The organism is Phenylobacterium sp., from assembly GCF_016793225.1.
Taxonomy (GTDB): Bacteria; Pseudomonadota; Alphaproteobacteria; order Caulobacterales; family Caulobacteraceae; genus Phenylobacterium.
The window spans coordinates 30,591-43,538 of record NZ_JAEUMN010000154.1; the positions used below are offsets into that span (position 1 = coordinate 30,591).

Sequence of the window (12,948 nt, forward strand, 5' to 3'; positions counted from 1 at the left end):
TGCGGGGCGCGCGTCCGACCGGGCGCGCGCCTCGGCGCCTAGGCCGCCATCCGGGCCTTGAACACGCCGTCGGGAAGTCGTCCCGCCTTCGTCGGATGGATGAAGAAGTAGTCCTTCCAGGGCAGGCCCTCGACCAGGGTCGTGCGTTCCTCGAGGCGGTCGCCGTCCAGCGCGAACATGCGGTAGCCCCGGTCGCGGAACACATCCAGCACCGCATCCCCCGAGGCGTCGAACCGCTCGGCCAGCATCGCCGGATGGATCTCGAGCAGGACGTGCGGGCGGTCGCGATCGAGGATCCCGGTGGCGCCCATGAGCGCCTTCAGCTCGGCGCCTTCGATGTCCATCCGGATGAAGTCGACCTTGGCGATCCCATGCTCCTGGCAGAAGGCGTCCAGGGTGACCACGGGCGTCGGCTGCACCTCCACGCCCCGGTCGTCCAGGTCGGGCCTCGCCGGCCCCTGCGGGCGGACCTCGGCGACATAGGCATAGGCGCGACCCATCCGGCCCGAGCTCTTCTTGGGCGTCACGAGCAGCAGTTCGCCCGGCTTGTCGGCCACCGCGGCGTGAATCGGCGTCACCTGCCGGCCGATGCGGTGCCACGCGACGCAGGTCCGGAGAACCTCATAGGCGAAGGCCGAGGGTTCGAAGGCGTAGATCCGCGCCTTCGGGGCCACCTGGGTCATCACGTACGAATGGCGGCCGTCGCTGGCGCCCACGTGCAGGCATGTGGGCGACCCGGACAGCAGGTCCGCGAGGTAGGGGGTCTCGGGCTCGTGCTTGGCCCAGGTCCGGTTGCGGCGCCAGGCCCGGAAGGCGTGGCCCAGCACGCGAAGCGACGGCATCGGCTCTCCTCGTCCGCCCCCAAAGCGGCGCGCGAGCGTCAGGCCGCGTCGCGCGTGACTGTCATCATGTAGTTCACGTCGCAGTCGGTGGATTCCGTCCACCGGCCGGTGAGCGGGTTGAATACGACGCCGAACGGGCCGTCCACAACCACGGGCGCGTCGGCCAGGAAATCTCGGATCTCGGCAGGCCTGAGGAACTTGCGCCAGTCGTGGGCGCCCACGGGGAGCCAACGCAGGACGTACTCGGCCCCGATCTTGGCCAGGGCCAGCGCCTTCAGCGTGCGGTTCAGCGTGGCGACGATCATCAGGCCGCCCGGCTTCAGCAGCCCCGCACAATCCTGAAGGTAGGCGGCGGGGTCGGCCACGTGCTCGATCACCTCCATGTTGAGGATCACGTCGAACGGCGGCTCGCCGGCGGCCAGCAGGTCCTCCGCGGTGGAGGCGCGGTAGTCGATCGCAAGCCCCTGTTCGGCGGCGTGGGTCGCCGCGGTCGCGATGTTCTTGGCCGAAGCGTCGACGCCGGTGACCTGGAACCCCAGTCGCGCCATCGGCTCGGACAGCAGGCCGCCGCCGCAGCCGATGTCGAGCAGGCGCAGGCCCTCGAACGGCCGCCGGGCCGCAGGGTCGCGGCTGAAGCGGTAGAGGGCCTGGTCGCGGATGAAGGCGAGGCGCACCGGGTTGAACCGGTGCAGCGGCGCGAACTTGCCCTTCGGGTCCCACCACTCGGCGGCGATCCGCGAGAACGTCTCGACTTCGGCGGGATCGATGCTGGAACGGGCGGCGGCCATGCGGGCCATTTAGGGCGGATCGGCGGCGAACTGAAGGGCGGGCCGCGCCGCCCGGGGCCCGCGGGGCATCCTTTGCCCTTCGCCGGGCCCCGCGGCCGTCCGCCGCGCAATATTCTGGGCGTTGCGAGGCCGCGCGCACGCCGCTATGAGGCGCAGCCCTTCGGCAGCGCAGCAACGGCGGTCCACGCGTACGTCCATGTCCCGGCTGGTGATGAAATTCGGCGGCACCTCGGTGGCCGACCTGGAGCGGATCCGGCGCGTGGCGCGGCTGGTGGCCGCCGAGAAGGCGGCGGGCCACGACGTGGCCGTGGTGGTCTCGGCCATGGCGGGCAAGACCAACGAGCTGGTGGCCTGGACCGACGGCGCCGGCGCGGCCGCGCAGGGCCTGGCGCCCTCGGACGACGAGTACGACGTGGTGGTCGCCTCCGGCGAGCAGGTGACCGCGGGCCTGCTTGCGATGACGCTCCGCAACATGGGCCTGCGCGCGCGCTCGTGGATGGGCTGGCAGATCCCGATCATCGCGGACGACGCGCACGGCAAGGCCCGCATCGACGACATCCCGCCTGAGAAGCTGGCCGCGGCGCTGGACGCCGGCGAGATCGCGGTGATCGCGGGCTTCCAGGGCGTGACCCGCGACGGCCGCATCGCCACCCTGGGTCGCGGCGGCTCGGACACTTCGGCGGTGGCGGTGGCGGCGGCCATCGGCGGCGCCTGCGACATCTACACCGACGTGGACGGGGTCTACACCACCGACCCGCGGATCGAGTCCAAGGCCCGCAAGCTGTCGAAGATCTCCTACGAGGAGATGCTGGAGATGGCGTCGCTGGGCGCCAAGGTGCTGCAGACCCGCTCGGTCGAGCTGGCCATGGCCTACCACGTGCCGGTGCGCGTGCTGTCGAGTTTTGTGGAGCCGGGCGAGGCGCCGGGCCAGGGCACCATCGTGTGCGACGAGGAGGAGATCGTGGAGAAGCGGATCGTGAGCGGCGTGGCCTACAGCCGCGACGAGGCGAAGATCAGCCTCTTCGGCCTGCCCGACCATCCCGGCGTGTCCTCGACCATCTTCGGCGCGCTGGCGGACGCCAACGTGAACGTGGACATGATCGTGCAGAGCCACGCGCGTACGGCCGACACCGCCAACATGGAATTCACCGTCGGCAAGCGCGACGCGCAGCGGGCGGTCGACATCGTGCGCGGCCTTCAGGGCCAGGTCGGCTTCGAGGACGTGCGCCTCAACGACGACGTCGCCAAGGTGTCGGTGATCGGCGTGGGCATGCGCAGCCACACGGGCGTCGCCAAGGCGATGTTCGAGGCGCTGGCCGCCAAGGGCGTGAACATCCAGGTGATCTCCACGTCCGAGATCAAGATCAGCGTGCTGATCGACGCCGCCTACACCGAACTGGCCGTCCGCGCCCTGCACGCCGCCTACGGCCTCGAGCAGCTGTAGGCCGGCCGGGACGCTCTCTTATCCCCAAGGCTGTCATCCCGGTTTCCGCCTAGCGGAAGACCGGGACCCATAAACTCCGTGGGTCCGGATAAAGCTCGGCGGCGGACGCCTGCGGGCCGCCACGGCCATCGGGCGCGTATGGGTCCCGGTCTTCGCCTGCGGCGAAACCGGGATGACAGCTTTGAGGGAGGCTTGTCTTTACCCGCGAGGTAGTTGCCGCGGGCCGCGCCACCAGGGGAGGCTGGCGGCGAGGAGGCGCATCCATGTCGCGCAAGCAACACAAGGCCTGGCTGAAGGTGACGGCGGTGGTGGTCGCCATCGGGGGGCCGATCTTCTCCCTCGGCGCCGTGCCCGGGATGACCGAGCCGGCGCGGCTGACGCTCGACATCCTGAGCTGGCCGCTGGACGGCGCGACGACCTATGCGTCGGCCGACACGCGCTTCCTGTCCGCGCTGACGGGCGGGTTCCTGCTGGGTTGGGGCGTCATGATCTGGCGGCTCGTCGACCTGGCCTACGACGCGGCGCCCGAGGCCGTGCGGCGCGCGGTGGTCAGCGGGCTGGTGGCGTGGTTCCTGGCCGACAGCGCCGGGTCGATCGCCTCGGGCGCCGCCTCCAACGCGCTGTTCAACGTCGCGGTCCTGCTGATCGCCGTGGGCCCGCTGTGGCGCCCGGCCAGGGACCCCGCCTGAGCGGAGCCGTCAGGCGGCGCCCCGGTCCGCGGACCGGGCGGGAACCTCCCAGGAGAGGATGACGCCGCGCTCGGCCAGCCCGTTGAGCAGCCGCTGCACGTTCACCGCATTGTCGGCGAACAGGTTCGTGAACCCCGGCCTCTCGAGCATGTCCGGCGGGATGCCCGCCCCGACGGACGTGCGCGCGCAGAGCTCATCCTCCGACATCTGCACCAGATGACGGCGAATGGTCTCCGGCGGCAGGCGGAGGCGGCGCGAGATCTGGCTCACCGAAAGCCGGGCGCCGGTATCCCGGAGCGCCGCCGCCAGGATCGCCGTGAGGATCAGCGCTGAGACCACGTTGCCCGCCTCGCGCATCAGCCCTTCGCAGCTCCGCAGCACGTAGTCCGACAGCAGACGCGCCGCGGCCCGCACCGGCACGGCGTCCTCCAGGCCGTACGCGGAGGGCGGCAGTTCCTCCACGAGGCCGGCGGCCTGCAGATCCTGGTAGAAGGCCCTCAGGCGCGCGTGCCCGACCCGCACGGACTGGACGTAGTCGGGCGAGGCCAGGAAGCTCGCGGGCACGACCACGCCCTCGGCCGAGACCGTGCAGACGCCGGCCGCAGCCAGCCTGCGGATGCGCCGGCGGACCGTCTCGAACGGCAGGCCCAGGGAGGCGGCGACCGCGTTGATGCTGACCGGGCGGCGCTCGGCGTCGGGCGCCGGCGCCTCGATCTGGCCGTAGCGCGCGCGGGCGGCGGGGTCCCGGGTGAGCGGCGCGATGTTGGCCTGGTTGACCGCCAGCACGAGCAGCGCCTCCAGCGGCTCGAGACCGCCCACGCCGTTGACCATCTCGTCGAGCAGGAATGCGAAGGACAGCCGCGCGACCCTGCGCTCACGGTGTTTGACCTCGGGCTCGACGACGCCACTCATGCGCACGAGGAAACGCCCTCGCGGCGCAGGACGCAACGGGCTGATAAGGTCGCAGGCCGGACCCTCTAGTCCGGCCCCGCGACCTCGTGGGCGCGGCGGGTCATGGCGAACAGGGCCCAGACCCCGACCAGCGCCAGCGGAATGGCGGCGAGGAACACCCAGGCCGAGGCGGCGCGCGCGCTGGCGTCGGTGAGGCCTTGGTGGAAGCCCGCCAGGTTCGCCGCCACGCCCGATATGGCCGCGCCGGCCGCGGCCCCCGTCAGCCGGACCGCGGTCACCGCGGACGAACCGATCGCACGGTCCTCGTCGGACAGGGCGCCGAGAAGCCGCGTCGCCATGAAGGCCCAGGAGAAGCCGAAGGCGGCGCCCATGAACGAGCCGCCGACGAGGACCCAGGCGAAGGCGCCGTCGGCCATGGTGAGCGCCAGGATCACGAGGCTGGCCAGGAGCAGGAGCCCTCCCAACCGCATCCAGCGCACCACCCAGGCGCCGGTGACGCCGGCCACGGCCATGGCCGAGACCGTCCAGGCCATCGACTCCGCGCCGATCGCGTAGCCCGCCGCCAGCGGCGAGAAGCCGCGCAGCTGCTGCAGGATCGGCGGGCCGTAGATCGAGAAGCCCATGGACGCCGCGGTCAGGGCGAACATGGCGAGGTAGCCCGAGCCGCAGACGGTCGCGAGGTCGCCGGCCCGCCGGGGCAGGAGACGCACCCGCAGCCGGCCGTCGACCCAGACCATGAACGCCAGGATAGCCAGTCCCGCCGCCACCATCGCCGCGGAGAGCCAGGGCGTGGCCATCAGGTCCGCGACCGCGATGGCTCCGACCCCCACGGTGAGGATTCCGAGCTGCGTCCAGGGGATGCCGCCCTCCCCCCGGGCGCCCTTCTCGGACCCCACGAGCAGGAACGGCGCGGCGGCGCTGAACACCGCCGTCTGCAGCGCGAACAGCCAGAAGACGTCGCGCCAGTGCCCGAGCTCGACGACCACGCCGCCGAACAGCGGACCCAGCACGGTCGCAATCCCCCAGACGAAGGTGACGGCCGCGAACACGCGCGCGAGATGGCGTTCCGGGAACAGCAGCGCGATGGCGACCATGGCGAACCCGGAGATCCAGCCGGAGCCCAGCCCCTGCACGAGACGGCCGGCGAGGAAGGTCCCCACGTCGGGCGCCGCGGCGCTCATCACGCAGCCGGCCGCCATCACCAGCCCGGCGACCGCGGTGGCCGACCGCAGGCCGAAGAGCTCGGAAAGCCGCCCGGCGCTGGCGCCGGCGAGGATCGCGCCCACGAAGAAGCCCGCGGTCGCCCACGAGAAGTAAGCATAGCCGCCGAGGTCGGCGCCGACGCTGGGCAGGATGGTGGCGGTGACCAGGCTGTCCGCCGCGTTCAGCCAGACGCCGAGCATGATGATGGCGAACCGCGGCAGCCGGCCCTCGGCCAGCAGGTCGGCCCAGGTGTTCTGGCCCTCCCCCGGCGTGGGCGCATTCGTTTTGACAAGCTCAGACATGTCAAATTCCACTAGACCTGCGCCGTAGATTTAGCAATGATGTAATTGTCAAATGCGCACGCCCACCGACCGTATCCTGTTCCACCTGAAGACGCGCGGCCCGTCGGAGACGCTGGCGCTGGCCGCGGCCCTGGGCGTGAGCCGGCAGGCGGCGCTGCAGCACCTCGAGCGCCTGGCCGCCGAGGGGCTCCTGACCTACGCCGACGCGCGGCGCGGCGTGGGCCGCCCCCGCCGGACCTGGTCGCTGACCGCCGCGGCCGAGGGCCGGTTCCCCGACACCCATGCGCAGCTCACGCTGGAGATGCTGGAGGCCCTGCGGGCGGAGTTCGGCGAGGCGGGGGTCGAACGGCTGATCGCGCGGCGCGAGGGCCAGACGGCGGCCGCCTATGCGGGCGCGTTGCGGCCGCTCGACCGGCTGGAGGCGCGGGTGGCGCGCCTGGCCGAGATTCGGACGTCGGAAGGCTACATGGCCGACTGGTCGTCCGACCCTGCAGGCGGCTTCCTCCTCGTGGAGAACCACTGCCCGATCTGCGCGGCGGCGGCCGCCTGTCAGGGATTCTGCCGCGCGGAGCTGGAGGCGTTCCGCGCCGCGCTGGGGCCGGGGGCGCTCGTGGAGCGGACGGACCACATCCTCGCCGGCGCACGCCGCTGCGCCTACCGGATCCGGCCTGCGGGCTGACGGCGCTCGTCGAGGGCCGCCCGCCGCGCGGCGGATTCCGGCGCGTCAGGGCTTGCGCGCGGCCGCCGGCTTGTCCCGGCCGGGGGTCGCGAGGATCTCCAGCTCGCCCTTGTAGCCAAGCTCGCGGACCCGCGCCGTGAGGGCCTCGACCTGGTCCAGGGGCGGCGCGACCTCGCGGGTGAAGACATAGACCTTCTCGAAGCCCGGTTCGGACGAGATGAACCAGCTTCGGTCCGGATCGGTCGCGATGATGCGGTAGGTGCGGGACAGGCGCAGCGGGCCGAGGCGGTAGCGCACCTCCAGCGCGGCGTTGGTCCCGGGGTCGCGGATCGTCCCGACGCCGCTGATCGAGCGCTCGGGCGCGTCCTGCCGCTTGTCGTGGCAGGCGTCCTTGACCGCGATCCGGCCGCGATCGTCGCGGCTGTACTTGGTCGTGGCCCATTCGCAGCCGCGGGTCAGGCTGGTGGGCGTGCGCGCCTGCTCGTACCAGGTCCCCGCATAGAAGGTGTCGGGCGCGATGGGCCCCGCGCTGGGCGGCTCCGCGGCGGCCGCCGCGGCGGCGAGGAATAGGCCGGCGGTCAGGGACAGGGGCACGGGCGGGTCTCCGAGGTTGGCTCCGCACGCATATAGGCGGAGCTACGCCGTTCCGCTCGCGCTTCCGGGAACGAAGCGTCGCGTAGCGCTGGATGGAGCGGATCACCCCTGCGGAGGAGGACAGATCGCCGTCCCGGTCCTCCCCTGCAAGGGGGGGCCCTGCGCAGCAGGGTGGAGGGGTCACAAGCGCCTGGTCGGCCCCCCCCGTCCTTGGCGATCGCCCGCCGCCGGCGAAGCGCATGCGCAGGCCCTGTCCGGGTCGCTAGCGTCGCGCGGCCGCGCCGGGGAGCTGCGGCTCGAAGCCGGGCTGCCAGTGGTTCGCGGTTCCCGAGGTCACGTACCAGCTGATCAACAGGGCGCAGATCAGGGCGCCCGGCACGTAGGAGTTGGTGCGGCGGTAGGTCCAGGCGGCGATGACGCCGATGACGCCCAGCAGCGGGACGAACTGGATCGCGACGATGATGTTCAGCGGCTCGGTGGGGGTGGCCAGCAGGCCCGTGGCGAACAGGCTGGCGTACTGCCACACGACCAGCACCCCGAACCCGGCGGCCATGGCGACCTTGGACCAGCCGAGCGCCGCGAAGAGCCCCTCCCCGCGCACGGGGATGCTCGCCGCCAGGCTTCGCAGGGTGACGAGGAAGAAGAGCGTCCAGAGGATCAGATAGCCGGGCAGCTGCAGCGACCGGGTGGCGTCCAGCGGCTTCAACCCCAGCACCCAGAAGCGGTAGTCCACCTTGAAGAGGCCGTCGATGACGAGGATCGAGGCGTAGGCGACCGCCATGGTCGCCAGGGCGACCAGGATCGAAAGGCCCCAGCGGTTCGTGAAGGCCGGCTTGCTGCGGAAGATCCGGCCGATCACCACCGAGATCGCCGCCGTGCCGAGCGCCCAGACCAGGAGCTGGTTGTGCACCCACTGCGGGAACGGCGGCATCGGGAAGAACGCCTGGCCGATCTTCATCAGCGGCAGGTAGGTGATCGCCGGCAGGGCGGCGGTGATGGCGACCGAGAGCCACCAGCGCCAGTCGCGCCGCTCGGCCACCGGCTGGGCGGGCTGGTTGAGGGCCGCGAAGGCGCGCGCGCCGAGCAGCAGGTCGAAGGTCGCCAGGATCAGGACCACGAGCCCGACGAAGGCGATCAGCGTGCCGATCTCCTTCCAGAGCCAGACCTGCTCGGTCGGCGGCAGGGCCCCGGGCGGCGGGATCGTGCGCTGGAACCAGTCGACGGCGTCGCCGACGCCGGCCCGCGAGAAGTGCTCCCAGGGATGTGTGATCGGCGGGTTGGTGAGGAGCCGCGCCGTGCCGTCGGCGATGGCCCCGTAGACGCGGCCGGACTCGACGGGGCCGGCGACGCCGAAGACCTTGGCAAGCTTGGGCGACCTGGCCACCTCCGAGCCCTTGGGGACGCCCCACATCAGGCCGGCGAACTCGTCGTACTGGCCGAACACCACCGCGAGGTTGCGCGGATTGGCAGGCGCCGGCGCGCCGAGCAGCCCGGGCGTCGAGCCTTCCAGCACAATGGCCCGGTAGCCGTCCGGGTCGGAGAGGGCGGCGGCCATGACCGGACCGCTGCCCATGGAGTGTCCCTCGAGGCCGATGGCGGCCTTGTCCACGAACGGCAGGCTCTTGAGGTGGGCGAGCGCGGCCGGGCCGCCGAACCCGGCCGTGCCCACGATGCCGCCGGAGTAGCCGTGGCCGGTCATGTCCATGGCCAGCACGACATAGCCCCGCCGCGACAGCTCGATCGCGAACGGGCTCTGCATCTCGCGGGTGTTGATGTAGCCGTGGCTGGCCAGGACGGCCGGCGCCGGCGTGGCCGCCGTGGCGCTGCGCGGGACGTAGAGCAGGCCCGAGACCGTGACGCCTTCGCGCGTCGGGATCCGGACCTCCGTCACGGTCACGGCGCCGCCGTCGGTCTGCACCCGGTGCGCCACGAACCCGCCGCCCAGGATCAGCGCCCAGGCAAGCGCAAAGGCCAGCCACGTCCGCATCACGTCTCCCCCGCCCTCTTGTCGTTGCCCGCGACGATGCGCCCGGCCGCCCCGAACCTCAAGGCGAGGTTCCACGCATGTGACTCGGCCGCGCGCCGGGCGCATAGTCGGGAAAAAGGGGGAGGATCCGATGCCGTACGCGCCAGCCGACCGCGCCTACTATGACGCCGACAGCCACATCATGGAGCTGCCGGACTTCCTGAAGGCCTACGCCGATCCCGATCTGCGCGACGAGATCCCCGAGGTCAGCTACTCGGCGTCGATCGTCACCGACGAGGAGGTGGCGGTGATCGTGGGCCAGGGGAACCGCCACAGCCCGGCGCACGTGGCCGAGCAGATCGCGCTGGGCGACCGGCTGATCGAAAAGTCCAAGGAGATCCAGGCGCTGGGCGCGTTCAACGCCGCCGACCGCTCGGTGGCGATGGACCTGCTGGGGTTCCGCAAGCAGCTGGTGTTCGCGACCCACAGCGTGGCGATGCCGTTCTCGCCCTCGTCGAAGCTGGAGCCCCGGCTGCGCTATGGCGCCGCGCGCGCCCACAACCGGCATATGGCGGCGTTCTGCCAGGCGGACCCTCGCCTGCTGGGCGTGGCGGTCGTCCCGCTGGACGACCCGGCTCTGGCGCTGGAGGAGCTGGAGTTCGCGCTGAAGGCCGGCCTCAAGGCCGCGTGGGTGCCGCACCGGCCCTGCGGCGACCGGTCGCCCGGGCACGTCGACCTCGATCCCTTCTGGGCCCGCCTGGCCGAGACCGGCACGCCGTTCCTGCTGCACGTGGGCGGCGCGCCGCTGCAGCTGGCCAAGGCCTGGATGAACAACGGCCGGCCGCCGACCAAGGACTGGCTGGGCGGTGGGGAGAACCTGCGCACCAAGGACATCGCCCTGCTGCACGAGGGCCCCGAGCAGTTCCTGACGATGATGGTCCTGGACGGCGTCCTGGAGCGCCATCCGACGCTCCGCGGCGCCTCGGTGGAGCTGGGGGCCGGATGGGTCCCGGAGCTCCTGCGCCGCCTGGACTGGGTGGTGAAGCACTGGAGCCGCAACGACGAGAACCTGCAGCGCCTCCGCCGCACGCCCAGCGAGCAGATCACCCAGCAGCTCGCGTTCACGCCGTTCGTCTTCGAGGAAGTCGGCGCGTTCATCGACCAGTCGAACCCGGACCTCTACCTCTTCTCGTCGGACTATCCGCACATCGAGGGCGGCCGGAACCCGATCGGGCGGTTCGAGACGGCGCTGGGCGACCGTCCGGCCGCGGTGCGCGACAAGTTCTACGCCGAGAACTTCCTGCGGATCTTCCCCGAGGCGGCCTGAACGCTGGACATCATATAAGGACATCTTTATATAACCAAGACCGGAGCCGTTTTATGTCCGCCGCTTCCCACCCGCCAGAGGCCGTGGGCGCATCGTTCTCGCTGCCCGCCATGCTGAAGGCCCGCGACCTGACGTTCGAGGCGGTCCGCCGCATCGCCGCCCGGATCGGCCCAGGGGTCACGGAGGGACGCGGCGGCGAGATCGCCCAGGAGGTGCTCGAGGCCATGGGCATGGAGCGCCTGTGGCACCGGAACGTGGTGCGCTTCGGCCCCGGGACCCTGGAGACCTTCTTCGGCCCGTTCCAGCCGGACTATGTGCTGCAGCCCGACGACATCTTCTACGTCGACCTGGGCGTGGTGTGGGACGGCCACGAGGGGGATGCGGGCGACACCTTCACCGTGGGCGAGGACCCCGAGATGAGGGCCTGCGCCGAGGCGGCGCGCACGCTCTGGGCCGACGTCGCCCGGCGCTGGCGCGACGACGGCTTGTCGGGCGCGGGCCTCTACGCCTACGCCCGGGACCGAGCGGCGGCGATGGGCTGGCGGCTGAACTGGGAGGTCAAGGGCCACCGCGTCTCGGACTTCCCGCACGCCGTCTACAAGGCCGGCGCCCTGGGCGACTTCGACGCGCCGCCGACCACCGGCCTGTGGATTCTGGAGATCCAGATCGCCCATCCGACCCGACCGATCGGCGCGTTCTACGAGGACCTGCTCATCCGCGAACCCGTCAGCGCGGGCGCCTGACGCCGCTCAGCGCCGGACGACGGTCATCGGCAACCCGCCTTCCGGGCGGACCACCGAGTTCTCGGCGACCGGCCAGACCCGGTGGCCGGGGTCCGGCGTGAAGTCCGCGCCGCGCACGAAGGTCGCCAGCAGCACGGTGAGCTCCGTCATGGCGAAGGCGGCTCCGAGGCAGATGCGCGGACCGGCGCCGAAGGGCATGTAGACGTGGCGGTCCGGCGGCTCGGCGTCCGGCGCGAAGCGGTCGGGATCGAAGCGGTCGGGCTCGCGCCACCAGAGCCGGTGGCGGTGCAGCGCGTAGACGGGCGCCAGGATCCGCTCGCCGGCCTTCACGCGCATGCCGCCCACCTCTGTGGTCTCCACGCAGACCCGGGTGAGCAGGTGATTGACCGGGTAGAGCCGCAAGGACTCCGAGACCACCTGCCGCGCGAAGACCAGCCGCTCGACGTGCTCGGGGCGGATGGCGCCGTCGCCGGCCACCGCCTCCACTTCGGCTCTCAGGCGACGGCGGGTCGGCTCGTGGATGGAGGCGAGCCAGACCGGCCAGCAGAGCGCCGTCGCCGTGGTCTCGTGCCCCGCCACGATGAAGCCCAGGAGGTTGTCGCGCAGGATGTCGTCGCCCATCTCGCGCCCGGTTTCGGGATCGCGCGCGCCGAGCAGCAGGTCGACGAGGTCTCCGCGGGGCGGTTCGGCCCGGCGGCGGCGGATCATGGCATCGACGCCGGCCCGCAGACGTGCCCCTTCCGGCGCCTCGGGCGACATGCGCCCTTCGTGGAAGGCGTCGGGCGCGAAGAAGTAGCTGAGCCGCGTCTTCAGCACCTGGGCGACGAACCGCTCGGCGAGCCCGCGAAGCTCCTCGCGGTCGAAATCCTCGCCGCCCGAAAGCACCGCGTCGAGCAGGACGTCGAGAGTGATGCGGCCGCATTCCTGGGCCAGGTCGATCCTGCCCTGGCGGGTCCATCGCTCTAGCGCCGCCTCGCCGGCGCGAACCATCACCGGCGCAAGGGCGTGCATGTGGGCGGGACGGAACGCCGGCGCGGTGGCGCGGCGCTGCCAGCGCCAGGCGGCGCCCTCGGAGGTCACCAGGCCGTCGCCCCACACCGGCCGCATCATGCGCCGCCAGAGCGCGCCCTGCGGGAACGCCGCCGCCTTCTCGCCGAAGATCGCGCCCAGGGCGTCCGGATCCATGATGAAGACCGGCAGACCGGGGACGGGCGGCCGCCACACCCGCTGCTCGTAGATCGCGCGCGGCCAGCCCTCCAGCGGCCGCGAGATCGAGGTGAGGAGCGCGCGGAGCGGCGGCAGGTCCCGCTCGCCCGGCGACGGCGCCGGCGGGATGAAGCCGCGGTCCTGGATCTCGGCGTCGGGCACGGCGGCGCTCTAGCACTGCGCGCGGCGGCGGACCATGCCCGGCGCCTGGGCGCCTCTCCCGGCGGCGGCGCCGCTACGTCATTGAGTCTCG

12 protein-coding genes are annotated in these 12,948 nt (G+C 72.1%); 5 read left to right on the plus strand and 7 right to left on the minus strand.

The window, feature by feature from the left end:
- Positions 1-38: 38 nt before the first annotated feature.
- Entirely contained in the window at positions 39-842 is an 804-nt protein-coding gene (locus JNK30_RS17910) for an FkbM family methyltransferase (RefSeq protein WP_293484281.1), read from the minus strand.
- 38 nt (positions 843-880) lie between these two features.
- Positions 881-1,639 carry a bifunctional 2-polyprenyl-6-hydroxyphenol methylase/3-demethylubiquinol 3-O-methyltransferase UbiG gene (ubiG, locus tag JNK30_RS17915; RefSeq protein ID WP_293484283.1) on the minus strand — a complete coding sequence of 253 codons (759 nt, stop codon included), beginning with the start codon at positions 1,637-1,639 and terminating at the stop codon, positions 881-883.
- Between the two features lie 187 nt (positions 1,640-1,826).
- Between ubiG and JNK30_RS17920 the strand changes: the two genes are divergently transcribed.
- Positions 1,827-3,074, plus strand: a complete 1,248-nt coding sequence (locus JNK30_RS17920; protein WP_293484285.1) for an aspartate kinase — start codon at positions 1,827-1,829, stop codon at positions 3,072-3,074.
- 263 nt (positions 3,075-3,337) lie between these two features.
- A complete protein-coding gene (locus tag JNK30_RS17925) occupies positions 3,338-3,763 on the plus strand; it encodes a hypothetical protein (protein ID WP_293484287.1) in 426 nt (141 codons plus the stop codon).
- 9 nt (positions 3,764-3,772) lie between these two features.
- On the opposite strand, the gene JNK30_RS17930 is transcribed toward JNK30_RS17925, so the two are convergent.
- Entirely contained in the window at positions 3,773-4,675 is a 903-nt protein-coding gene (locus JNK30_RS17930; RefSeq protein ID WP_293484289.1) for a hypothetical protein, read from the minus strand.
- A gap of 65 nt (positions 4,676-4,740) precedes the next feature.
- On the minus strand, positions 4,741-6,180 hold the full coding sequence (locus JNK30_RS17935) for an MFS transporter (protein ID WP_293484291.1): 1,440 nt from the start codon (positions 6,178-6,180) through the stop codon (positions 4,741-4,743).
- A gap of 52 nt (positions 6,181-6,232) precedes the next feature.
- Here JNK30_RS17935 and JNK30_RS17940 point away from each other — a divergent pair, with 52 nt between their 5' ends.
- On the plus strand, positions 6,233-6,859 hold the full coding sequence (locus tag JNK30_RS17940; protein WP_293484293.1) for a FaeA/PapI family transcriptional regulator: 627 nt from the start codon (positions 6,233-6,235) through the stop codon (positions 6,857-6,859).
- 45 nt (positions 6,860-6,904) lie between these two features.
- On the opposite strand, the gene JNK30_RS17945 is transcribed toward JNK30_RS17940, so the two are convergent.
- Entirely contained in the window at positions 6,905-7,453 is a 549-nt protein-coding gene (locus JNK30_RS17945) for a lipocalin family protein (RefSeq protein WP_293484294.1), read from the minus strand.
- A gap of 262 nt (positions 7,454-7,715) precedes the next feature.
- Positions 7,716-9,440 (minus strand): alpha/beta fold hydrolase, encoded by a 1,725-nt coding sequence (locus tag JNK30_RS17950; RefSeq protein WP_293484296.1) that lies wholly within the window; start codon positions 9,438-9,440, stop codon positions 7,716-7,718.
- 130 nt (positions 9,441-9,570) lie between these two features.
- Here JNK30_RS17950 and JNK30_RS17955 point away from each other — a divergent pair, with 130 nt between their 5' ends.
- The gene (locus tag JNK30_RS17955) at positions 9,571-10,746 is read left to right on the plus strand and encodes an amidohydrolase family protein (RefSeq protein WP_293484298.1); all 1,176 of its coding nucleotides are present in this window, start codon (positions 9,571-9,573) and stop codon (positions 10,744-10,746) included.
- A 53-nt stretch (positions 10,747-10,799) separates the two neighbouring features.
- Complete coding sequence (locus JNK30_RS17960) at positions 10,800-11,489, plus strand: M24 family metallopeptidase (protein WP_293484300.1); 690 nt, start codon at positions 10,800-10,802, stop codon at positions 11,487-11,489.
- Positions 11,490-11,495: 6 nt separating this feature from the next.
- Here JNK30_RS17960 and JNK30_RS17965 read toward each other — a convergent pair whose 3' ends face one another.
- The gene (locus JNK30_RS17965) at positions 11,496-12,857 is read right to left on the minus strand and encodes a cytochrome P450 (protein WP_293484302.1); all 1,362 of its coding nucleotides are present in this window, start codon (positions 12,855-12,857) and stop codon (positions 11,496-11,498) included.
- Positions 12,858-12,948: the final 91 nt, after the last annotated feature.